Source organism: Symbiopectobacterium sp. RP (assembly GCF_050472005.1).
Lineage (GTDB): Bacteria > Pseudomonadota > Gammaproteobacteria > Enterobacterales > Enterobacteriaceae > Symbiopectobacterium.
Genome location: NZ_JBGOGS010000001.1, coordinates 222,221 through 245,077, shown reverse-complemented (window position 1 = coordinate 245,077; position 22,857 = coordinate 222,221). Strand labels below are relative to the sequence as shown.

Annotated in this window: 21 protein-coding genes and 4 pseudogenes; 3 read left to right on the top strand and 22 right to left on the bottom strand. The window is 51.5% G+C overall.

Features of this window, described 5'->3' with window-relative positions; all coding sequences use genetic code 11:
* Window positions 1-10: 10 nt before the first annotated feature.
* The 16 genes and pseudogenes from tolQ to sdhC form a co-directional block, all read right to left on the bottom strand.
* Window positions 11-694 (bottom strand): Tol-Pal system protein TolQ, encoded by a 684-nt coding sequence (gene tolQ, locus ACD630_RS01630; protein ID WP_430357912.1) that lies wholly within the window; start codon window positions 692-694, stop codon window positions 11-13.
* Complete coding sequence (gene ybgC / locus ACD630_RS01625) at window positions 691-1,095, bottom strand: tol-pal system-associated acyl-CoA thioesterase (RefSeq protein ID WP_430357911.1); 405 nt, start codon at window positions 1,093-1,095, stop codon at window positions 691-693. Before ybgC ends, tolQ begins: the two co-directional genes overlap by 4 nt.
* 256 nt (window positions 1,096-1,351) lie before the next feature.
* Window positions 1,352-1,645 (bottom strand): cyd operon protein YbgE, encoded by a 294-nt coding sequence (gene ybgE, locus ACD630_RS01620; protein ID WP_430357910.1) that lies wholly within the window; start codon window positions 1,643-1,645, stop codon window positions 1,352-1,354.
* Window positions 1,642-1,764: a cytochrome bd-I oxidase subunit CydX gene (gene cydX / locus ACD630_RS01615; RefSeq protein ID WP_430359841.1), complete on the bottom strand. Its 123-nt coding sequence runs from the start codon at window positions 1,762-1,764 to the stop codon at window positions 1,642-1,644. Before cydX ends, ybgE begins: the two co-directional genes overlap by 4 nt.
* 15 nt (window positions 1,765-1,779) lie before the next feature.
* Window positions 1,780-2,919 carry a cytochrome d ubiquinol oxidase subunit II gene (gene cydB / locus ACD630_RS01610; protein ID WP_430357909.1) on the bottom strand — a complete coding sequence of 380 codons (1,140 nt, stop codon included), beginning with the start codon at window positions 2,917-2,919 and terminating at the stop codon, window positions 1,780-1,782.
* A gap of 13 nt (window positions 2,920-2,932) precedes the next feature.
* Window positions 2,933-4,501, bottom strand: coding sequence for a cytochrome ubiquinol oxidase subunit I (gene cydA / locus ACD630_RS01605; protein ID WP_430357908.1), 1,569 nt, complete (start codon window positions 4,499-4,501; stop codon window positions 2,933-2,935).
* A complete protein-coding gene (locus tag ACD630_RS01600) occupies window positions 4,494-4,766 on the bottom strand; it encodes a hypothetical protein (RefSeq protein WP_430357907.1) in 273 nt (90 codons plus the stop codon). The genes cydA and ACD630_RS01600 overlap by 8 nt, the downstream gene beginning before the upstream one ends.
* Before the next feature lie 660 nt (window positions 4,767-5,426).
* Window positions 5,427-6,101 (bottom strand): annotated as a pseudogene (locus tag ACD630_RS01595) (IS110 family transposase); the annotation flags it as partial.
* 13 nt (window positions 6,102-6,114) lie between these two features.
* On the bottom strand, window positions 6,115-6,987 hold the full coding sequence (sucD, locus tag ACD630_RS01590; protein WP_430357906.1) for a succinate--CoA ligase subunit alpha: 873 nt from the start codon (window positions 6,985-6,987) through the stop codon (window positions 6,115-6,117).
* Complete coding sequence (gene sucC / locus ACD630_RS01585; RefSeq protein WP_430357905.1) at window positions 6,987-8,153, bottom strand: ADP-forming succinate--CoA ligase subunit beta; 1,167 nt, start codon at window positions 8,151-8,153, stop codon at window positions 6,987-6,989. Before sucC ends, sucD begins: the two co-directional genes overlap by 1 nt.
* A gap of 153 nt (window positions 8,154-8,306) precedes the next feature.
* Window positions 8,307-9,527, bottom strand: a complete 1,221-nt coding sequence (gene odhB, locus ACD630_RS01580) for a 2-oxoglutarate dehydrogenase complex dihydrolipoyllysine-residue succinyltransferase (protein ID WP_430357904.1) — start codon at window positions 9,525-9,527, stop codon at window positions 8,307-8,309.
* A 15-nt stretch (window positions 9,528-9,542) separates the two neighbouring features.
* On the bottom strand, window positions 9,543-12,350 hold the full coding sequence (gene sucA / locus ACD630_RS01575; RefSeq protein WP_430357903.1) for a 2-oxoglutarate dehydrogenase E1 component: 2,808 nt from the start codon (window positions 12,348-12,350) through the stop codon (window positions 9,543-9,545).
* 306 nt (window positions 12,351-12,656) lie between these two features.
* Window positions 12,657-13,373 carry a succinate dehydrogenase iron-sulfur subunit gene (locus tag ACD630_RS01570; RefSeq protein WP_430357902.1) on the bottom strand — a complete coding sequence of 239 codons (717 nt, stop codon included), beginning with the start codon at window positions 13,371-13,373 and terminating at the stop codon, window positions 12,657-12,659.
* An 18-nt stretch (window positions 13,374-13,391) separates the two neighbouring features.
* Window positions 13,392-15,158: a succinate dehydrogenase flavoprotein subunit gene (gene sdhA, locus ACD630_RS01565; protein WP_430357901.1), complete on the bottom strand. Its 1,767-nt coding sequence runs from the start codon at window positions 15,156-15,158 to the stop codon at window positions 13,392-13,394.
* A complete protein-coding gene (gene sdhD / locus ACD630_RS01560) occupies window positions 15,158-15,505 on the bottom strand; it encodes a succinate dehydrogenase membrane anchor subunit (RefSeq protein ID WP_430357900.1) in 348 nt (115 codons plus the stop codon). Before sdhD ends, sdhA begins: the two co-directional genes overlap by 1 nt.
* Window positions 15,499-15,888 (bottom strand): succinate dehydrogenase cytochrome b556 subunit, encoded by a 390-nt coding sequence (sdhC, locus tag ACD630_RS01555; RefSeq protein ID WP_430357899.1) that lies wholly within the window; start codon window positions 15,886-15,888, stop codon window positions 15,499-15,501. Before sdhC ends, sdhD begins: the two co-directional genes overlap by 7 nt.
* 650 nt (window positions 15,889-16,538) lie before the next feature.
* On the opposite strand from sdhC, the gene ACD630_RS01550 reads away from it, so the two are divergent.
* On the top strand, window positions 16,539-17,825 hold the full coding sequence (locus tag ACD630_RS01550; protein ID WP_430357898.1) for a citrate synthase: 1,287 nt from the start codon (window positions 16,539-16,541) through the stop codon (window positions 17,823-17,825).
* Between the two features lie 57 nt (window positions 17,826-17,882).
* Here the strand turns inward: ACD630_RS01550 and ACD630_RS01545 are convergent.
* The 6 genes and pseudogenes from ACD630_RS01545 to ACD630_RS01520 all read right to left on the bottom strand — a co-directional run.
* Window positions 17,883-18,050: pseudogene (locus ACD630_RS01545) on the bottom strand (zinc finger domain-containing protein); the annotation flags it as partial.
* Between the two features lie 138 nt (window positions 18,051-18,188).
* Window positions 18,189-18,605: pseudogene (locus ACD630_RS01540) on the bottom strand (transposase); the annotation flags it as partial.
* Window positions 18,529-18,894, bottom strand: a complete 366-nt coding sequence (locus ACD630_RS01535; RefSeq protein ID WP_430357897.1) for an IS630 transposase-related protein — start codon at window positions 18,892-18,894, stop codon at window positions 18,529-18,531. The pseudogene ACD630_RS01540 and the gene ACD630_RS01535, both read right to left, overlap by 77 nt.
* Before the next feature lie 126 nt (window positions 18,895-19,020).
* On the bottom strand, window positions 19,021-19,446 hold the full coding sequence (locus tag ACD630_RS01530) for a hypothetical protein (RefSeq protein WP_430357896.1): 426 nt from the start codon (window positions 19,444-19,446) through the stop codon (window positions 19,021-19,023).
* 141 nt (window positions 19,447-19,587) lie between these two features.
* The gene (locus ACD630_RS01525; RefSeq protein WP_430357895.1) at window positions 19,588-20,331 is read right to left on the bottom strand and encodes a type 2 GTP cyclohydrolase I; all 744 of its coding nucleotides are present in this window, start codon (window positions 20,329-20,331) and stop codon (window positions 19,588-19,590) included.
* Window positions 20,332-20,339: 8 nt separating this feature from the next.
* Window positions 20,340-21,584: pseudogene (locus ACD630_RS01520) on the bottom strand (FAD-binding domain-containing protein); the annotation flags it as partial.
* A gap of 35 nt (window positions 21,585-21,619) precedes the next feature.
* Between ACD630_RS01520 and ACD630_RS01515 the strand changes: the two are divergent.
* Entirely contained in the window at window positions 21,620-21,940 is a 321-nt protein-coding gene (locus ACD630_RS01515; RefSeq protein ID WP_430357834.1) for an IS630 transposase-related protein, read from the top strand.
* A 59-nt stretch (window positions 21,941-21,999) separates the two neighbouring features.
* A complete protein-coding gene (locus tag ACD630_RS01510) occupies window positions 22,000-22,440 on the top strand; it encodes a transposase (protein WP_430359840.1) in 441 nt (146 codons plus the stop codon).
* The last annotated feature ends 417 nt before the right edge of the window (window positions 22,441-22,857 follow it).

Here is a 22,857-nt window from a genome sequence, read left to right as displayed (position 1 = left end):
TGCCTCCTGATTACTTACTACTTTCAGTGAAGGCCTGACGATGCAGGATAGCGATGAACTCTTCCATGAAGTTGTCGTAGTTCTGCTCCAGTTTATTCACACGCTGATTCAGGCGGTTATAGGCCATTACCGCAGGGATCGCCGCAAACAGACCGATGGCGGTCGCAATCAGTGCTTCGGCAATACCCGGAGCAACCATTTGCAACGTGGCCTGCTTAACCGCCCCCAACGCGATAAAGGCGTGCATGATCCCCCATACCGTACCGAACAGGCCGATATACGGGCTGATAGAGCCAACAGTACCCAAAAACGAAATGTGGGTTTCCAGCATTTCCAGTTCGCGGTTAAGGGAAATGCGCATGGTACGAGAAGCGCCCTCTACCACCGCCTCTGGCGCATGGCTGTTAGCCCGATGCAAGCGGGCAAATTCTTTGAAGCCGGAATAGAAGATCTGCTCTGAACCTGCCAGCGAATCGCGGCGCGTCTGGCTTTCCTGATACAGTCGGGAGAGTTCAATGCCTGACCAGAATTTATCTTCAAAGGCTTCAGTTTCACGCGTAGCAATGTTCAAAATGCGCGTGCGTTGGATGATGATCGCCCAAGAGGCGATAGAAAAACCAATCAAAACCAGCATGATAAGTTTCACTAAAAGACTAGCTTTCAGGAACAAATCAAGGATATTCATGTCAGTCACTGCTTAAACTCCGCAACAATAGACTTAGGAAGCGCGATGGGCTTCATGTGATGTGGATCGATACAAGCGATCAATACGTCTGCCTGACTTAACAGATCGCCGTGAGAATTGAGAATACGCTGAGCAAACGTGAGAGAAGCACCGCGTATCACTGTGATTTCACTCTCTACGTTCAATAAATCATCCAGACGCGCCGGAGAAAAATATTCGACCGCCATACGACGCACAGCGAAAGCCACATGCTCTTCCAGCAAGGCGCACTGATGAAAGCCGTGCTGGCGTAACATTTCTGTCCGCGCACGCTCATAGAAGGCGATATAACGGGCGTGATACACCACGCCACCGGCGTCTGTGTCTTCATAGTAGACACGTACAAGCCAACGAAACAACGTATTGCTCACTCTACATCCCGGTAATACAACGAAACACCGCTACTATACGCAAGAGAAATGAGGTTTGGAATGGGTTGCTTAGAGGGAAATTAAATAATTATGGGTTGCGGGAAACCCATAACCAAACGGAATAGGCCATACCCGTCATACTTCGAGCTGTAGGTGCGTTGGTTACGCTCACTCACCCAAATCACTTACCTAAGTAAGTTCATTGAGATCCGCTCCCTTGTCGCCTTCCTACAACTCGAATAATTTAAGATATATACTAGCGAAAGACGTAAATAAGCCCTGCGAGCAGGATCACAAAGGCAGGAAAAGGCGCAAAAATCACGCGCCACAGCAGGTGTTGCTGGCGAAACCCTACCCCGTATATCACACCGGTACAAACGGCCCATACCAGCAACGGGCCTTGCCACACGTCCAACGCGCTGGTACGTGCAGCAAAGCGTGTCGGGTCCCACATCACACAGCCCGCCATCAGCAACGCCATAAGCAGGGCAAGAACCCGTAACGGGCCCTTGTCCATCAGTTGGTAGAGTTTATCAACCAGACTGCTCATTGCGCGTTGTCTTCTGCCGCTTTCGCTTTCTTTGCTTCACTCTGCTCTAACGCCAGAGCGGTAATAATCCCCAGCGAGCAAGCAAGAAGCGTTCCGAGTATCCAGGCAAAATACCACATCATTAAGCTCCTTACTTAGTACAGAGAGTGGGTGTTCTGTTCAATATGCTCTTTGGTAATGCGACCGAACATTTTGTAGTAACACCATGCCGTATAAGAGAGCACGATGGGTACAAAAATAATGGCGACGATCGTCATCACTTTCAGCGTGTACAAGCTGGAGGTGGCATCCCACATGGTCAGGCTTACGTTCGGTTGCGTGATGGAAGGCATCACAAACGGGAACATGGCAACCCCAGCGGTCAGGATAACGCAGGCGATAGTCAGCGAGCTGAACAGGAAAGCCAAGCAGCCCTTGTTCGCACGCGCCATCGCGATGATCAGCAACGGTAGCACCACACCCAGCAACGGGATAGCCCACAGCACCGGATGCGCGGTAAAGTTCGCTAACCAGGCCCCGGCCTGATGCGCCACTTCTTTGTGCAGCGGGTTAGACTCAGCCGCCCTGTCCAACACGGAGGTGATAGTATAGCCGTCAATACCGTAGATTACCCACACGCCGGCCAACGCAAAGGTCACCATCATTACCAACGCCGACAGTTGAGCCGCACCTTTCGAGCGCACATACAGATCGCCATCGGTACGCATCATCAAGTAGGTAGCACCTTGCGCCAGGATCATGGTCAGGCTGACAACGCCCGCCAACAGGCCAAACGGGTTCAGCAGTTGGAAGAAGTTACCGGTGTAGAACAAGCGAACATTGGCATCGATATGGAACGGTACGCCCTGCAATAGGTTACCGAACGCCACACCAATCACCACTGGCGGCACAAAGCTACCGATGAAGATGCCCCAGTCCCACATATTGCGCCAACGCGCGTCTTCCAGCTTGGAGCGGTAGTCAAAACCGATCGGACGGAAGAACAGCGATGCCAGTACTAGGATCATTGCGATATAGAAGCCGGAGAATGCTGCAGCATACACCATCGGCCATGCAGCAAACAGCGCCCCACCCGCGGTGATCAGCCACACCTGGTTACCGTCCCAGTGTGGAGCGATACTGTTAATCATGATACGGCGTTCTACATCATTACGCCCCATCACGCGCACCAGCACGCCAACCCCCATATCGAAGCCGTCAGTGATAGCGAAACCGATCATCAGCACGCCAATCAACAGCCACCAGATAAAACGTAATACTTCATATTCAAACATAGTGGACTCCTGTTTACCGTGCGTCCTGAGCCAGCGTCAACGGCTGTTCAAAGTGGTAACGCCCTGTTTTCAGGCTGCTTGGGCCGAGGCGCGCGAATTTGAACATCAGATACATTTCGGCGACCAGGAACAGCGTATACAAACCGCAGATCAAGCCCATCGATAGCAGGATGTCACCCACCGTCAGCGAAGAGTTCGCTACCGCCGTGGGCAGCACTTCACCGATAGCCCACGGTTGGCGACCGTACTCGGCAACAAACCAACCAGCTTCAACCGCAATCCACGGTAACGGAATACCGAACAAGGCAGCGCGCAATAGCAGCTTGTTTTTACCGATACGGTTTCTGATAACGCTCCAGAACGACAGGCCGATAATCAGCAGCATCAGCACGCCACAGGCTACCATGATGCGAAACGAGAAGTAGAGCGGCGCAACGCGAGGAATAGAGTCCTTAGTTGCCTGCTGAATTTGTGCTTCAGTCGCATTAGCAACGTCCGCGGTGTAACGTTTGAGCAGCATGCCATAACCCAGATCCTGTTTGGACTGGTTAAAGGCTTCACGCACAGCCGGATCAGTATTACCCGCGCGCAACTGCTCCAGCAACTCATACGCTTTCATGCCGTTGCGAATACGTACCTGGTGACCATCCATCAGTTCACGCAGCCCCAGTACCACGCCGTCCGTCGAACGCGTGGCAATAATCCCCAGCATAAACGGAATGCGCACGGCGAACTGGTTCTCCATTCTCTCCTGATTGGGAATGGCGAACAGCGTAAAGCTGGCAGGTGCCGGTTGGGTTTCCCACTCGGCTTCAATCGCGGCCAATTTGGTTTTTTGCACGTCGCCCATTTCATAACCGGATTCATCACCCAGTACGATAACTGACAGCACAGCTGCGGTGCCAAAGCTGGCAACAATGGCAAATGAGCGTTTGGAAAAGGCCAAGTCACGGCCCTTAAGCAGATAGTAAGCACTGATGCCCAGAATGAACATGGCACCCGTGGTGTAACCAGCAGCGACGGTATGAACGAACTTCACCTGCGCAATCGGGTTCAACACCAGTTGTGAGAAGCTCACCATTTCCATACGCATGGTTTCGAAATTGAATTCAGAAGCGATGGGGTTTTGCATCCAGCCGTTTGCAACCAAAATCCACAGCGCGGAGAAGTTAGACCCCAACGCCACCAACCATGTCACGGCCATGTGTTGCACTTTGCCTAGGCGATCCCAGCCAAAGAAGAACAAGCCAACAAACGTTGATTCGAGGAAGAACGCCATCAGGCCTTCGATAGCCAGCGGTGCGCCGAAAATGTCCCCGACATAGTGGGAGAAATAGGACCAGTTAGTACCGAAGTGGAACTCCATGGTCAGCCCGGTGGCCACGCCCAGTGCAAAGTTGATACCAAACAACTTGCCCCAGAACTTGGTCATATCCTTGTAGATTTGTTTGCCCGTCAGCACATAGACCGTTTCCATGATCGCCAACAAAAACGCCATCCCCAGCGTTAATGGTACGAAAAGAAAATGGTACATCGCGGTTAAGGCAAACTGTAAACGTGACAGTTCGACTATATCAAACATCTTGACTCCTTGCTCCTCGCAGGAAGGTTTTAGCTTGTAAATGCAAACAAGCCGCTAAACACCCAAAAAGAACACAACAGAAAATTGCTTCAGAACCGGCTTTTATAAACAACGAGAGTTCACCGTTAAACCAATAACACGCCAAAGAAAACACGTTAAAAATAGCCAAAAACAATACCACAAACAGGGTAGCGGCTATATTACGCCTGTAACCCCCTAGAATAAATAGGTTTTTACGTGACACAGATTGTGTTTTTGGTTTCAAATCAACTTTCCCCTTTCGGCACACCTTTGGTGAAAATTGATGTGGCGCAATTTAAGCGCATTTCCCCATCGATAGCCAGCTTAAGATTTTGATCTGACGCAAATAGCACGCCCAATGTTAATTTCTGGTTTACCAAGTTTTCGTCATACGATTACTTGTTAAATAAATGTAAAAATAGACTTGACAATAGCATAAATTAGCAAACCAATTTTTGACTTGCTCGCGCAGATTTAATTTAACGCACTATCAAGCGTAGATGATTTAATCATAACCACATTGTTTAAGTTGTTAATTTAATGTTGCCATAGTTAATATATTGAGCGGTGAGTTAATAACGGCTCTTAATTATTTTTTGTTTTCATCTTTTATTACTGTACTGGCAATAAAAATCTATGGTCACCCCCGTTTTTGCAACACAGATTTTGATTTATGATGGGCTTGCGTAAATCTATTCGGCGTCTGGTGGGCATTTAATGCCCGCGTCACGATGAGTTCCGCACCTGCCGAACCTTAAAAAAGCCTCGGCTTCATAGAGCCATTTTTTATGTCAGGTTCATCAGCAGGCCGATATGCCGTTCATGTCATCAATTATCTGTCGTCGCAAAACCAGAAAGTAATCTGTTAACTCACTGAGCCAGCGATTTTTTTTCGGTGGCTCTTTTATTTGCTGAACGCCGCCTGATGGACTGTCACCGCCCAGGCTATCCGCGCAAGTTTGTTCGCCAGCGCACACGCCACCACATTCGAGTGATGGCTGACAAGCTGCTTTTTAACCCACTCTGCCAGACGCCCTGGGTTGTGTTCCAGCCGCTGCATAAACACCCGCGCGCATTGCACCAGCCGCCGTCGCAGATTCTTGTCACCCCGCTTGCTGATGCCCATCAGTGTCGTCTTCCCATCCGTGCTGTACTGGCGGGGAACCAGCCCTGTCGAAGCCGCAAAATCACGGCTGCTGGCATGGTTTTTACCATCCCCCAGGGGGGTGGCTAACAGGCTCGCTGTTATCGGCCCGACGCCGGGAATGGTCAGCAGGCGTTGGGCAGTTTCATCCTCCGCAAGGTGGGTTTTCAGTTCCTTATCGATTTCATCAATTTCCCCGTTGAGGTAAATATACTGGCTGTGAAGTCTGCTCAGAACCCTTGTCAGATAAGGTGGGAAGTCATTTTCTTCCAGCACCGCTGCCAGACGCCGTATCACGACAATACCGCGAGGCAGACTGACACCGAACTCCAGTAAAAAAGCGTGCATCTGGTTGGTGGCTTTAACGCGTTGCCGTATCAGCGAGCCACGGACCCGATGTAGGGCAGCCATTGCCTGCTGGTCTTCCGTGCGGGGTTTTGGCAATGCACTAACGCGCCAATACAGCTTTCACGGCATCGCCGATATCCGCCAAGCTACGCACCGTTTTCACACCAGCCGCTTCCAGCGCCGCAAATTTATCATCCGCCGTGCCTTTACCACCCGCAATGATGGCACCTGCATGGCCCATACGCTTGCCCTTTGGTGCCGTCACACCGGCGATGTACCCTACCACCGGTTTGGTGACATGCGCTTTGATATAGACTGCCGCTTCCTCTTCCGCTGTGCCACCGATTTCACCGATCATCACGATGGCCTCGGTTTGTGGATCCTGTTCGAACAATGCCAGAATATCGATAAAGTTGGAACCCGGAATCGGGTCACCGCCGATACCAACACAGCTTGACTGACCAAGCCCGGTGTCGGTTGTCTGCTTCACCGCTTCGTAGGTTAGCGTTCCTGAACGAGAAACGATCCCCACCTTGCCCGGTTTATGAATATGGCCGGGCATAATGCCAATTTTGCACTCACCGGGGGTGATAACGCCCGGACAGTTAGGCCCAATCATCCCCACGTCGCTCTGTTCCAGCTTCACCTTCACGGTCAGCATATCCAGCGTCGGAATACCTTCAGTGATACAGATAACCAGTTCAATTCCCGCATCAATCGCTTCCAGAATTGAGTCTTTGCAAAACGGTGCCGGGACGTAAATCACCGAAGCCGTCGCGCCGGTCGCTTCCACCGCTTCGTGCACGGTATTGAACACCGGTAATCCCAAATGTTCAGTGCCGCCTTTACCGGGCGTCACGCCGCCCACGAGCTTGGTACCATAAGCGAGCGCTTGCTCAGAGTGGAAGGTGCCTTGGCTGCCGGTGAATCCCTGGCAAATGACTTTAGTGTGCTTATCAATCAGAATAGACATTATTTACCCTCCGCTGCCTTCACAACCTGCTGAGCTGCATCTGTCAAACTGGTGGCTGCGATGATATTCAGGCCGCTGTCTGCCAGTTTCTTGGCACCCAGTTCCGCATTGTTTCCTTCCAGGCGCACCACCACAGGTACGTTAACGCCCACTTCGGCTACCGCACCGATGATGCCGTCAGCGATCAGATCACAGCGCACGATACCGCCAAAGATATTGACCAGTACCGCTTTCACGTTGTCGTCGGAGAGAATGATTTTAAAGGCTTCGGTCACGCGCTCTTTGGTTGCACCACCGCCCACATCCAGGAAGTTGGCCGGCGCACCGCCATGCAGTTTGACGATGTCCATGGTGCCCATGGCAAGACCCGCACCGTTCACCATGCAACCAATGTTGCCATCAAGCGCCACATAGTTCAGTTCCCACTGTGCAGCATGCGCTTCGCGAGAATCTTCTTGGCTCGGATCGCGCATTTCGCGCAGCTCCGGCTGGCGGAACCGCGCATTGCCGTCAGCGCCGAGTTTACCGTCCAGACAGACCAGATCGCCCTGCTTGGTGATCACCAGCGGGTTAATCTCCACCAGTGCCAGATCGCGCTCTAGGAACAAGGTCGCCAGACCCATGAAAATCTTGGTGAACTGCGCCACTTGCTTGCCGCTCAGCCCCAGTTTAAAGGCCAACTCACGCCCCTGATAAGGCTGCGGGCCGGTCAATGGGTCGAGCGCGGCTTTATGAATCAGTTCCGGCGTTTCTTCTGCCACTTTTTCAATTTCCACCCCACCTTCGGTTGAGGCCATAAACACCACACGACGCGTAGCGCGATCGACCACGGCACCGAGGTAGAGTTCTTGATCGATATCGGTTGCGGCTTCCACCAGAATCTGATGCACAGGCTGGCCTTGCGCATCCGTTTGGTAGGTCACCAAACGTTTGCCCAGCCAATTTTCCGCAAACGCGCGAATATCTTCTTTGCTGCTCACCACTTTTACGCCGCCCGCTTTACCGCGGCCACCCGCATGTACCTGGCATTTCACTACCCACGGACCGGCACCAATTTTCGAGGCGGCCTCTTCTGCTTCGCGCGGCGTGGTGCAGGCATAACCGGTCGGCGCCGGCAGGCCATATCGAGCAAAGAGCTGTTTTGCCTGATATTCATGTAAATTCATGATGTTCTATCCATCTCGGTTTGAAGATAAGTCACATGACTTTCTTGATATTATTGGATAACGCCGCCAAGGGCGGCTGCATAGCACAAAGTAAACTAATACCCACCGTATGACCGCCGCTCGGCAGGTGGTGGCAGTCTACGCCATCACGCGCTATACATCGAGCAGCAGGCGTGTTGGATCTTCCAGCATCTCTTTTAGCGTGACCAAAAAGCCCACGGATTCACGACCATCGATCAACCGGTGATCGTAAGAAAGCGCCAGGTACATCATCGGCAGAATCACCACCTGACCATCCACGGCCATCGGTCTGTCTTTAATGGCATGCATGCCCAGAATCGCACTCTGTGGTGGGTTGATGATAGGGGTGGACATCAGGGAGCCGAACACGCCACCGTTGGTAATAGTAAAATTACCGCCGGTCAGTTCTTCTACCGTCAGCTTGCCGTCGCGCCCTTTTACTGCGAGATCTTTGATTTTCTTCTCAACGTCAGCCATGCCCAGCGCATCAACATCGCGTAGCACTGGCGTAACCAGACCACGCGGTGTGGAGACGGCGATACTGACATCGAAATAGTTGTGGTACACCACATCTCCGCCGTCGATGGAGGCGTTCACCTCAGGATAGCGTTTCAGCGCTTCCACCACGGCTTTGATGTAGAACGACATAAAGCCCAGACGTACGTCGTGGCGTTTTTCAAACGCTTTGCCGTACTGCTGACGCAGGTCCATAATCGGTTTCATGTTGACTTCGTTAAAGGTCGTCAGCATGGCGGTACTGTTTTTCGCTTCGAGCAAGCGTTCAGCAACCCGCTTACGCAGTCGCGTCATTGGCACGCGTTTTTCGCTGCGATGAGCCAGCGCCGGTGCAGCATCTGCGGCTTTCTCTGCTTTTTTGTCGCTGCCGCTGGCAGCCTGCGCTGCCAGATGTTTTTCGACATCTTCACGCGTGATACGGCCACCCACGCCACTGCCTTTAATCGCAGCCGCATCCAGACCGTGCTCACCGATCAGGCGACGAATCGCCGGGCTGAGCGCATCACTGTTCTCTTCGGTCAACCCTGCGGTATGGCGCTGGGCAGGCGTAGACTCTTTGCTCTGCGCTTTCTCGCTGGTTTCCTTGCCGGAGCTATCGCCACGGCGCAGACGCCCAAGAATTTGGCGCGATGTCACCGTAGCGCCTTCGCTTTCCAGCACGGCATCCAGCACACCCGCTTCTGGTGCAGGCACTTCCAACACCACTTTATCCGTTTCAATTTCGACCAGCACTTCATCACGCTGGACGCTGTCACCCGGCTTTTTGTGCCAGGTCGCCACGGAAGCATCAGCTACCGATTCGGGAAGGTCAGGGACAAGAATATCTACGCTACTCATTATCTATCCTTTTATTTAATCAACGTTCAGCGCGTCATTAACCAGATCTTGCTGTTGTTTCTGATGCACAGACATATAACCGACCGCTGGAGAGGCGGAGGCCGGGCGTCCGGCGTAACGCAAAGACGCTCCAAAGGGAATCACTTCGCGGAAATGGTGCTGGCTGCAATACCATGCCCCCTGATTGAGCGGCTCTTCCTGACACCAGACAAAATCATGCACGTGTGCGAACGGCGCTAACGCCGCCTGCACCGCCTGCTGCGGGAACGGGTAGAGTTGTTCGATGCGCACAATCGCCACGTTGTTCTGCTCATTCTTACGACGCTGTTCCAATAAATCATAGTAGACCTTGCCGGAACAGAGCACGACGCGCTTCACTCCTTGCGGATCAAGTTCGTCAATTTCACCGATAGCCGGCTGGAACGCGCCATTAGCCAACTCTTCCAGCGAGGAGATCGCCAGCGGATGGCGCAACAGCGATTTCGGTGACATCACCACCAGCGGACGCCGCATACCGCGCAGCGCCTGACGACGCAACATATGGTAAACCTGCGCCGGCGTCGACGGAATGCACACCTGCATGTTTTGCTCGGCACACAGTTGCAGATAACGCTCGAGACGCGCTGAGGAGTGCTCAGGGCCTTGACCTTCATAGCCATGCGGCAGCAGCATCACCAAGCCGCACATGCGTCCCCACTTCTGCTCACCGGAGCTGATGAACTGATCGATCACCACTTGAGCACCGTTGGCGAAATCACCGAACTGCGCTTCCCAAATGGTCAACGTATGCGGCTCTGCCGTGGCGTAGCCGTATTCAAACGCCAGAATCGCCTCCTCGGACAACACCGAGTCCCACACGTTAAAGGTGCCCTGCGCATTATGCACATGTTCCAGTGGTGTGTAGCTCGAGCCATTCTTTTGGTTATGCACCACGGCATGGCGGTGGAAGAAGGTGCCACGGCCACTGTCTTCACCGGAAATACGAATAGGAATGCCATCATCCACCAGTGTGGCGTAGGCCAGTGTTTCCGCGCCGCCCCAATCGAAGGGCTTGTTACCCAGCGCCATTTCGGCACGATCGGCGTACACCTTGACGACGCGCGGATGCATTTCAATGGCTTCCGGCACTTCACTGATGCGTTTTGCCAATTCTTGCAGGCGTTTCATCTCCACCTTGTGCGGATAAGGCTCATCCCACTCGTGGTTAAGGTAAGGCATCCAGGTGAAAGATTGCATGTCCATTTCACGCCACTCTTCCACCACGCATTCTCCTGCATCCAGCGCGTCGCGATACAGGTTAACCTGCTCGGTGGCATCCTCCAGCGTGATGCTTTTTTCCAGTTCCAGGCGATCGGCATACACCTTACGCGGCGTCGGGTGTTTTTTGATCTTCTGGTACATCATCGGCTGCGTCGCACTTGGCTCATCTGCTTCGTTGTGACCATGGCGGCGATAACAAATCAGATCAATAAACACATCGCGTTTGAATTCATTGCGGAAATCCAACGCCAGGCGCGTCACATAAGCGACCGCTTCCGGATCGTCAGCGTTAACGTGGAAAATTGGCGCCTTCACCATTTTACCAATGTCGGTGCAATATTCCGTGGAACGAATATCCAGCGGGTTGGAGGTGGTAAAACCGATGCGGTTGTTGATCACGATACGCAACGTACCGCCCACTTCATAGCCGCGCACGGTGGACATATTCAGCAGTTCCTGCACCACGCCCTGCCCGCTGATGGCCGCATCGCCGTGAATCGTCACCGGCAATACGCGCGGACCGCTCTCACTGCTGAGACGATCGAGGCGTGCACGCACGGAACCGGTTACCACCGGGCTGACAATCTCAAGGTGCGAGGGGTTAAACGCCAGCGCCAAATGCACCAGACCGCCTTCGGTGGCAAATTCGGACGAAAAGCCCTGATGGTATTTCACATCACCGGTGCCGAGATGCTCTTTATGCTTACCAGCAAATTCATCGAACAAATTCTGTGGCTTTTTCCCCAACACGTTAACCAGAACATTGAGGCGGCCACGGTGCGCCATGCCCAGCACCACTTCACGCGTGCCGTTGTTGCCCGCATGGCGGATCATCTCTTTGAGCATCGGCACCAGCGCATCGCCACCTTCCAGCGAGAAGCGTTTAGCACCCGGATATTTGGCCCCTAAATAGCGCTCCAGCCCTTCCGCCGCCGTCAGCTCTTTCAGGAAGCGACGCTTCTCTTCCAAACTGAAAGAAGGCTGGCCGGTAATGGATTCGATACGCTGCTGAATCCAGCGTTTCTCATCGGTGCTCGTGATATGCATGTATTCAGTAGCGATAGAACCGCAGTAGGTACGCTTCAAGGCGTCATACAATTCACCGAGTTTAATGGTCTCTTTGCCGATGGCGAACGAGACCACGTTATAAGTGTCCTGAAGGTCATCAGCCGTCAGGTTATGGTAAGCCAGATCCAATTCTGCAACTGGCGCTTGAGGACGTAAGTCGATCGGGTCCAGCTTGGCTTGCTGATATCCACGGAAACGAAACGCGTTTATCAGCTGCAATACTTTGACCTGCTTGGCGTCAATGTCAGGATCGGTCACAGAGGAGCTAAAGCGCGAAGCATCTTTTGCCAGACGACGGAAATAGTCGCGCGTTTTGGAATGCAGTTGATCGGGTTTGACCCCCGCCGTAGGCAACTGCTGGAAGATAGACCGCCAGCTAAGATCGATAGAATCCGGATCGGTTAAAAAATCTTCATAGAGCTGTTCTATGTAGGACTGGTTCGCGCCCGCCAGATAGGAGGAATCCAGCCAAGCCTTCATTGCGCCGTTCTGCATTGTGATCCCTTAAGCTAATAAGCTTCAGTTTTCGCCGTGGTTAACATGTCCTGTGCCGTAAAAAAATCAGGCGCCGTAAACGGTTCATTCCCTGTCAGATTCGCAGGGCCAGGGTGTCCTTCCCCTTTAAGGAACCTTTAAAAACCGGTTTGGCGCACAAGCCCATTTTTAAAGGTTTCCTATCATCCCCCCGCAGCGAGCCGGAGGGATAATCATGTTACGTCTTACCATTGCACAATACGGCAGTTTTACCTCTGCGCCGTAATTTCTCTGCGCGGCGTCGCTTAGGCTGTTTCGCGGTACACCTTAGGCACTGCGTTGCAACAACATCGATTTGATGTGACCAATCGCCCGCGTTGGGTTAAGGCCTTTCGGGCAGACATTAACGCAGTTCATGATGCTGTGGCAGCGGAATACGCTGAATGCATCATCCAGCGAATCTAGGCGCGGCTTGGTTTCCGTATCACGGCTGTCGATCAGGAAACGGTAAGCTGCCAGTAGCCCCGCCGGGCCCACAAATTTATCCGGGTTCCACCAGAACGACGGACAAGACGTAGAACAGCAGGCACACATGATGCACTCATACAATCCATCCAGCTTGGCACGCTGGTCCGGTGACTGCAAATGTTCACGCGCCGGTGGATTCTGCCCATTATTCAACAAGTAAGGCTTTATTTTCTCATATTGGGCATAGAACTGTCCCATGTCCACCACCAAATCACGGATTACCGGCAATCCCGGCAGCGGACGGATAACAATTTTACCTTTGGCCCGTTGCAGCGCCGAAACCGGCGTGATGCAAGCCAACCCGTTTTTGCCATTCATGTTAAGGCCGTCAGAGCCACACACCCCTTCACGGCAAGAACGGCGGAACGCCAGCGTAGGATCTTGCTCTTTCAGCTGGATCAGCGCGTCAAGCAGCATCATGTCGCGCCCTTCTTCCGCCTCCAGGGTGTAATCCTGCATGTGCGGTGCGTCATCGACATCCGGGTTATAGCGATAAATTGAAAATTCAAGTTTCATCGTGCCATCTCCGCGACATTAATAAGTACGTATTTTCGGCGGAAACGCCGGACGTAATTTAGGCTGCATGTTCACCTCGCGGCGCGTCATGCTCTCGTGTTGCAGCAAATACAACGAATGACACAACCAGTTTTCATCATCACGATCCGGATAATCGAAGCGGCTATGCGCACCGCGGCTTTCGGTGCGGTAATTGGCGGAGACGGCCGTGGCATAGGCAGTTTCCATCAGGTTATCCAACTCGAGACACTCAATGCGCTGGGTATTGAACTCCGTAGAGGTGTCATCAAGGCGCGCATTTTTCAGGCGCTCGCGAATCACCTTCAGCTCTTCCAACCCTTTCGCCATTGCATCCCCTTCCCGGAACACCGAGAAGTTGTTCTGCATGCAGGATTGCAATGCCTTGCGGATTTCCACCGGATCTTCTCCGGTACGGTTATTGTTCCAGCGATTCAGACGTTCCAGTGCAGCCTCAACATCGCTGTCGCTGGCATCGCACAGCTCACCCTGCTCTTGTAATGATTCTTGTAAATGCATGCCCGCAGAGCGGCCAAACACCACCAGGTCAAGCAGCGAGTTACCGCCCAGACGGTTAGCACCGTGCACGGAAACGCAGGCAATTTCACCTACGGCGAACAGCCCCGGCACCACCACATCTTCGCCCTTTTCATTGACCGTCAACGCCTGGCCACTCACCTTGGTGGGAATGCCTCCCATCATATAGTGGCAGGTGGGGATGACCGGAATCGGTTCTTTCACTGGATCGACATGCGCAAAGGTGCGAGACAGTTCCAAGATGCCCGGCAGGCGGGATTCCAGCACATCTTTACCCAGATGATCGAGTTTCAGCTTGGCATGCGGGCCCCACGGACCGTCGCAGCCGCGCCCTTCACGGATTTCAATCATGATGGAACGCGCAACAACATCACGCCCTGCCAAATCTTTGGCGTTAGGCGCATAGCGCTCCATAAAACGCTCACCGTGCTTGTTGAGCAGATAGCCCCCTTCGCCACGGCAGCCTTCAGTGACCAGCACACCCGCACCCGCAATCCCGGTCGGGTGGAACTGCCACATTTCCATATCCTGCACCGGCACACCGGCGCGTAATGCCATACCGACACCGTCGCCGGTATTGATGTGGGCATTGGTAGTAGATTGGTAAATGCGTCCTGCACCACCGGTAGCCAGTACCGTCGCACGTGCTTTGAAATAAACCACTTCGCCGGTTTCGATACAGATAGCGGTACAACCTAATACAGCGCCGTCCTGATTTTTAACCAGATCCAGCGCATACCATTCAGAAAAGATGGTGGTGTGGTTTTTCAGGTTTTGCTGATAGAGGGTATGCAACAGAGCATGTCCAGTACGGTCTGCCGCCGCTGCGGTACGCACTGCCTGCTCACCGCCGAAATTCTTCGATTGCCCGCCGAACGGACGCTGATAGATGCGACCGTCATCCAGACGAGAGAAAGGCAGCCCCATGTGCTCCAATTCCAGAATGGCTTCCGGGCCGGTTTTGCACATGTATTCGATGGCATCCTGATCGCCAATATAGTCCGACCCTTTTACGGTATCGTACATGTGCCATTCCCAGTTATCCTCATGTGTATTGCCCAGAGCCACGGTAATACCGCCTTGAGCAGACACGGTGTGCGAGCGCGTCGGGAACACCTTGGACAGCAGCGCACAGGAAAGTTCCATTTGAGAGATTTGCAACGCAGTGCGCATACCTGCGCCGCCTGCGCCGATAACAACGGCATCAAATTGCCTAATTGGTAAATTCATCACGCCCCCCACACCACAACGGTTCCATAAATAACGTACACCAGCAGCGCTACCACGATGGCGAATTGCAATATCAGACGCAACGCCAGCGGCTTGATGTAGTCAGTCAGCACTTGCCACATCCCTATCCAAGCGTGAATCAGGATGGCGAACAGCGTCAGCAGCGTGAACACTTTGGTGAGGGGCATCGCGAAGAAACCGCGCCAAACGGGATAGGTGATATCCCCCGCCGTCGCGATAAACCCCACGAGATAAATCACGTAGAGCACGATAACAATGGCAGAAGCGCGAATGAGTAGCCAATCGTGAACGCCATTACGTCCTAATGCAGAAGCATTGCTTACCATACGAGGACTCCAGCCAGTAGTGAAAGCACGACAGTAATGATAAAAGAGAGCCTTGCGGAACGATTTCCCGACACGAGATCTTCTTCCAGAAAGCCAAAGTCCATCATCAGATGGCGTAATCCACCAACAATGTGGTAGGCCAGCGCGGTGAGGATGCCCCACAGAATAAATTTAACAATCACGCTATCCAGAATGGCCGCGGCGTACAGAAACCCCTCTTCTGAAGCAAGAGAGTGCCCGAGCAGCCACAGCAGGATTCCGAGGGCCACAAAGGTAATGACGCCAGAGACACGGTGAAGAATTGAGGCTATCGCAGTTACGGGAAACTGAATCGTTTGCAGATTCAGATTGACAGGTCTTTGTTTTTTCACGGATTTGCTCACACACCTTTATTATTTTTCGTTCCTCCGGACCTGTAACTAGGTCAGACAGCGCGAAGAATGCAGCCACATGCTTCCGGGTGATACGTTGGCCTTAACGTCAACATCCCATGTTAAACGGCACATGACTTATTCACGCTGGGTGCTCCTACTTCAGGGGGTTCCGGAGACCTGACGCGAGTATAAGTACTTCACAATCTTATTACAATTAGCCCACAAATTGTTTAGTGACATTTCAGCTAAACAGTGAGTGAGATCACTTATTTCACATTTTATACAAAATTAACCAACTCATTTGACATATATTAGACAATTAAATTACAAATAGGGCTGTAATATGAAAGTCGCCCGTTAAAGAATTCAAGATAGACTTTCCCAAGCGACATAACTTGTGTAACAGTGGAAAGTCGAATTCCACGTAGAAAGTCATGTTAATGACTAGAGTAGACTAGAATTTAGAGAATCGTTACTAACCAGAAAAACACGGTTTTCCTTTGATGGGGTGGTGAGCCGGCCACTGCCCGATGCTGTACCCTGATAGGTGCCAATAACAAGACTTCGGTGATTGGCCGAGTTTCTGCGTTCGGTGTACAGGCATAACGGTATTTCTTCGGTGATAAATTTTTAAAATTAAAGCGCTAAGGAGACTGTAAATGGCTGATAAGAAAGCGACACTTACCCTAAATGGTAAAGAGCCCATCGAGCTTGATGTGTTGTCCGGCACGCTTGGGCAAGACGAAATCGATATCCGTAGCCTCGGTTCCAAAGGCTTTTTTACGTTCGATCCGGGATTTACTTCCACGGCGTCTTGCGAATCCAAAATCACCTACATTGACGGTGATAAAGGCGTGCTGCTGCATCGCGGCTTCCCTATCGACCAATTAGCAGAGAAATCTACTTATCTGGAAGTCTGCTACATTCTACTGTTCGGCGAAGCACCAACCCCCGAGCAATATGGCACCTTCAAAACCACAGTAACCCGTCACACCATGATCCACGAACAGATTACGCGTCTGTTCCACGGTTTCCGTCGCGACTCTCACCCGATGGCGGTGTTGTGCGGCGTAACCGGTGCATTGGCGGCGTTCTACCACGATTCACTGGATATCAGCATTGAGCGTCACCGCGAAATCGCCGCGTATCGCCTGCTGTCCAAAATGCCGACCGTGGCCGCCATGTGTTACAAATACTCCCTCGGTCAGCCGTTCGTTTACCCGCGCAACGACTTGTCCTACGCCGGCAACTTTCTGCATATGATGTTTGCTACGCCGTGCGAAGAGTATGTGGTGAATCCGGTACTGGAACGCGCAATGGACCGCATCCTGATCCTGCATGCCGATCATGAACAGAACGCGTCCACCTCGACGGTGCGTACCGCAGGTTCTTCCGGCGCAAACCCGTTTGCCTGTATCGCTGCGGGCATCGCGTCTCTGTGGGGGCCTGCGCACGGCGGTGCCAACGAGGCCTGTCTGCGTATGCTGGAGGAAATCAACTCAGTTGAGCATATTCCTGAGTTCGTCAGACGCGCCAAGGACAAGAACGACTCTTTCCGTCTGATGGGCTTCGGCCACCGGGTATATAAAAACTATGACCCGCGTGCCACCGTAATGCGTGAAACCTGCCATGAAGTGCTTAAAGAGCTGGGCATGAAAGATGACCTGCTGAAAGTGGCCATGGAGCTGGAGCACATTGCGCTCAACGATCCCCACTTTATCGAGAAGAAACTCTACCCCAACGTGGATTTCTACTCCGGTATCATCCTGAAAGCGATGGGCATTCCGTCTTCTATGTTCACCGTGATCTTCGCGATGGCACGTACCGTCGGCTGGATTGCTCACTGGAACGAAATGCACGACGACGGCTTGAAGATTGCACGTCCGCGCCAGCTGTATACCGGCTACGGCAAACGCGACTTCACCTCTTCACTCAACAATCGCTAAGCGTCATCAGCGAAGCAAATACTCCGAATGCCGGGATTTTCCCGGCTTTTTTACGTCTCAATGCTGGCAATGTGGGCACCAGAAAAACGGGCGTGACGAGAGCATGGTGCGCACGATGGGATGTCCGCAGCGCTCACACGGTTTTCCTTCACGGTCAAAAACATTGAAACGGAACAATGCGTCGTGATGGTGATTGTCATCCACCGTTCCCCGCGTGTGATAGGCATAGGTATAGCCAAGCGACTTAATTTTGATTACACCATATAGACTGAGAACAAAATCTCTGTATCGCAACCACTCTCTCTTTTTTTGCTTGTGCCCATTTATCTCAATGGGGTTAAGATCTGGCGAATATGTAGGCAAATACTCCAGCATATACCCTGCATCGATGATGACTTGTTGAATATTATGTTTTTTGTGAAAAGTTGCATTGTCCATCACGATTACACTGTTTTTAGGGAGTACTGGGATAAGAACTTGTGTGACCCAGGAATAGAAAACATAGCTGTTAATATTGATATCAAATAATCCGATAGCAAACAGCGTTGTGCCTAATAAAGCGCCGATAACATTTGTTCTTCCCTTGGCTCCCCCGTTCTTCAGGCCAAAACACCGTTGACCTTTTGGGAAATAGCCGTGAGCCCGTGGGGTATCGTGTGGAAAACCACTTTCATCAATAAAAACAATAGGTTTGCCTTCTTTTTCATACTGTTGTATTTTTTGTTGAAATGCTTGCCGGGCGCTTCCGTCGGCTTTCGGATGACGTAGAGTTTTTTTTATAGGTCAATCCCAGCTTTTTAAGAGCTTGCCAAATGGCCTTCTGACAAACGCCAAAACGCTCTGCACGTTCTTTTTGGTAAGCATCTGGATATGGTTCAACATCTTTTATCCACTCGGATTTATCGCTCTTTCGCTGACGCGTGGTCGATGCTTTTGACGCTATTTGATTAATCCAACGCGATACAGAGGCAGGGCCAATCCGAAATTGCTTCGCTGTTTCTCGGATACTCAACCCTTCTTCTTCCCGTGTAGATATTACTTTACCTTTAAAATCAATTGAATAGCTCATTTAAATGATGTAATCAAAATTAAGTCGTTTAGCTATATAGTCAACCGACTTAAAAATGATTACAGCCAATGCCCTGATATGTGGCAAAAAAATACAGCTAATTGTTATCAAAATAATATCGCTTGGCTATAGTTCATAACCGACGTCGCCACCATGCGTCATTTTCAAACGTTCTTCTTTCCCATTGTGGGTACGAAACTGTAAATGAGACCAGTCGTGAACGACGGGAGCGTATGGATGCGGGCTAAGTGCAACCTGCCGGAGAGCCAGCGAAATAATCGGTTCATTGAGCTGACTGAAGCTAATACGTTCATTATTAAAAAAACGCCAAACGGCCTGAGTAGTGGCGAATGTTGTTTTCTGCGCGCAGGCAAGGTCTTTAACGGCTGACGCCAATGGTGCTGCGGGAGTCATGTGTTGCTTAAGCAGACGCCGATAACGCCGGTTAAGGCGGGCATCAATCCCGCCGATGGATAAGTTGAGATCATGCAGTAACGTAATAGCAGATATTGTAAAAGATGTGTAGATACCTATGCCATCGCGGTAGGGCATTGCTATGCCATACCGCCTTGATACGCACCTCGCTCGACCCCCTCTGGCAATAAGGTTTCTTAATAGACAAGCAATAAAGATGCCACTTTATCCCATTAAAATTTTTATATTATTTTAAAAAAAACAGTGGGTTGATTAACACTAGGCGGGATTGGGGATATCAACAAAGGTCACATCAAGCCCGTGCTGCTGCGCCAGCCACTTCCCCAGCGCCTTAATACCGCCACGCTCTGTCGCGTGATGGCCTGCCGCATAGAAATGCAGCCCCATCTCGCGAGCGATATGAATCGTCTGTTCCGATACTTCCCCGGTGATGAACGCCTCCACGCCAAAGCGTGCAGCTCGCTCAATAAAGCCTTGGCCGCCACCGGAGCACCAGGCCAACCGTGTTATCTGTAACGGTGCATTATCCCTACAATGCAGCACGGAACGCCCCAATCGCGTCTCCAGGCGCTCACGTAACGCCTCACCACTCACCGGCTGAGTCAGTTCGCCATAAGGCAACAGTTGCTCAATCTCACCCAACACAGTGATATCTAACAGTGCCGCCAGACAGGCGTTATTACCTAGCTCGGGGTGTGCGTCCAACGGCAAATGATAGCCATATAGGTTGATATCGTTCGCCAGCAATGTTTTTAAGCGGCGCCGCTTCATGCCGGAAATAACCGGAGACTCGTTTTTCCAAAAATAGCCATGGTGTACCAGTACTGCATCGGCCTGTTGAGCAACTGCCACATCCAGCAATGCCTGCGAGGCGGTTACCCCAGTGATGATCCGTTGCACGTTCTCACGCCCTTCAACCTGCAACCCGTTAGGTGCATGATCCTGAAATGCAACCACATTCAGTTGCTGATTGATCACTGTTTCCAATTCGCTGTTGCGCATAATGCTCCTTAATATGCCTGATTCTGGCCTTTTTCCTGCAACGCTTTCGCAGCTTCAAAAGCCTCCAACGTCATTTGTCTGGCCTGCTTATGATCGACCATCGGCGTCGGATAATCCAACCTGCATCCTTCCCGCTGTGCCCAGCGATGCGGCTGGTGAATATCACACTCTGGCACCTCCGCCAGTTCGGGCACCCACTGGCGGATAAACGTTCCTTGCGGATCGAAACGCTCCCCCTGCGTGGTAGGGTTAAAAATACGAAAATAAGGCGCTGCGTCCGTGCCAGTGGAGGCCCGCCCACTGCCACCCGCCATTGTTCGCGGCCAAATCACCGTCCAACAGTTAGTTGAGAAATAAAATAACGTTCCCCTGCCCGCCAGTCGATAAGCAAATCTTTTACCAGAAAACCGGCGCAGATCATGCGTAGCCGATTATGCATCCATCCGGTGCCGTTCAATTGGCGCATTGCGGCATCGACAATCGGAAAACCGGTTTTACCTTGTTGCCAGGCTGTCAGCGCTTTTTCGTCTTGTCGCCATTGTACCTGCTGCGTCCACTCCACAAACGGGTGATGCTTACACAAACGTGGCTAGGCAACTAGCTGATGGCGATATAGCCAAACAACTTAAAAATGATTACAACAGATGCTCTGATATGCGGCAAAAAAGCATAGCTGGCTGTTATCAAAATAATGTCGGTTGGCTATAAAACTCACGCCATATCAGTTCGCTCAACCAAGTAAATGCCCCGCCGTCAGACCGCTCTAACAGATTGGGATGTTCTGCACGCAGGCGATTGAGGCACTGACGCGGGGAGATAACGCCCAATGCCAAATAAGGCGAAAGCTGGCTAGTGCCTTGCTGTGCGGGAAAATCACGCTGTTGGTCATAATCCGCCACGGTGGATTGGCAAAACTGGCGTAATCGTGCCAACGCGGCCTGTTTGCCCGCCGGAAAAAGCGTCTCGTCAACTGCCTGTTGAGGATAATCGAAGGGGGTCAACGCATCCAATTTCCCCACGTCTACATTGGCGCGCTTTTTCGGCGCAGGGAAGCAGGTAATCTCCATCTCCAGCAAACGCTGGATAAACGCTTTGCGAAACGGAGTAAGGACTTTGAACATCTCCTGTTTTCCCGTCACCATGCTGCCTAGCGCCAGCAAGACGCTGTCATCAAACCCCTGACACACCACCTGCCCGTGCAATTTGGCTTCCAGCGCGCGATTCCGTTCACGTTCATTAATTTCGTACTGGTATAGCCAAGCGACTTAATTTTGATTACATTATTTAAATGAGCTATTCAATTGATTTTAGACGTAAAGTGATATCTACACGGGAAGAAGAAGGGTTGAGTATCCGAGAAACAGCGAAGCAATTTCGGATTGGCCCTTCCTCTGTATCGCGTTGGATTAATCAAATAGCGTCAAAAGCATCGACCACGCGTCAGCGAAAGAGCGATAAATCCGAGTTGATAAAAGATGTTGAACCATATCCAGATGCTTACCAAAAAGAACGTGCAGAGCGTTTTGGCGTTTGTCAGAAGGCCATTTGGCAAGCTCTTAAAAAGCTGGGATTGACCTATAAAAAAAACTCTACGTCATCCGAAAGCTGACGAAAGCGCCCGGCAAGCATTTCAACAAAAAAACAACAGTATGAAAAAAAGGTAAACCTATTGTTTTTACTGATGAAAGTGGTTTTCCACACGATACCCCACGAACTCACGGCTATTCCCCAAAAGGTCAACGGTGTTTTGGCCTGAAGAACGGGGGAGCCAAGGAAAGAACAAATGTTATCGGCGCTTTATTAGGCACAACGCTGTTTGCTATCGGATTATTTGATATCAATATTAACAGCGATGTTTTCTATTCCTGGGTCACACAAGTTCTTATCCCAGTACTCCCTAAAAACAGGGTAATCGTGATGGACAATGCAACTTTTCACAAAAAACATAATATTCAACAAGTCATCATCGATGCAGGGCATATGGTGGAGTATTTGCCTACATATTCGCCAGATCTTAACCCCATTGAGCATAAATGGGCACAAGCAAAAAGCAAAAAAAGAGAGAGTGGTTGCGATACAGAGATTTTGTTCTCAGTCCATATGGTGTGATCAAAATTAAGTTGCTTGGCTATATCAGCCGTCAAAGCATCCATATGAGTCAAACTCTCAGACAAGCCCTCGGTTAGCGTTGAACGACAACCCGCCCTATCGGTTAGAGTTTGAGACAGGGGCGCTATTGGTAAACCATTTGCAGCATCAAGCAGTAGGCTGGTTTGTAGTTCATAACCGACGTCGCCACCATGTGTCATTTTCAAACGTTCTTCTTTCCCATTGTGGGTACGAAACTGTAAATGAGACCAGTCGTGAACGACGGGAGCGTATGGATGCGGGCTAAGTGCAACCTGCCGGAGAGCCAGCGAAATAATCGGTTCATTGAGCTGACTGAAGCTAATACGTTCATTATTAAAAAAACGCCAAACGGCCTGAGTAGTGGTGAATGTTGTTTTCTGCGCGCAGGCAAGGTCT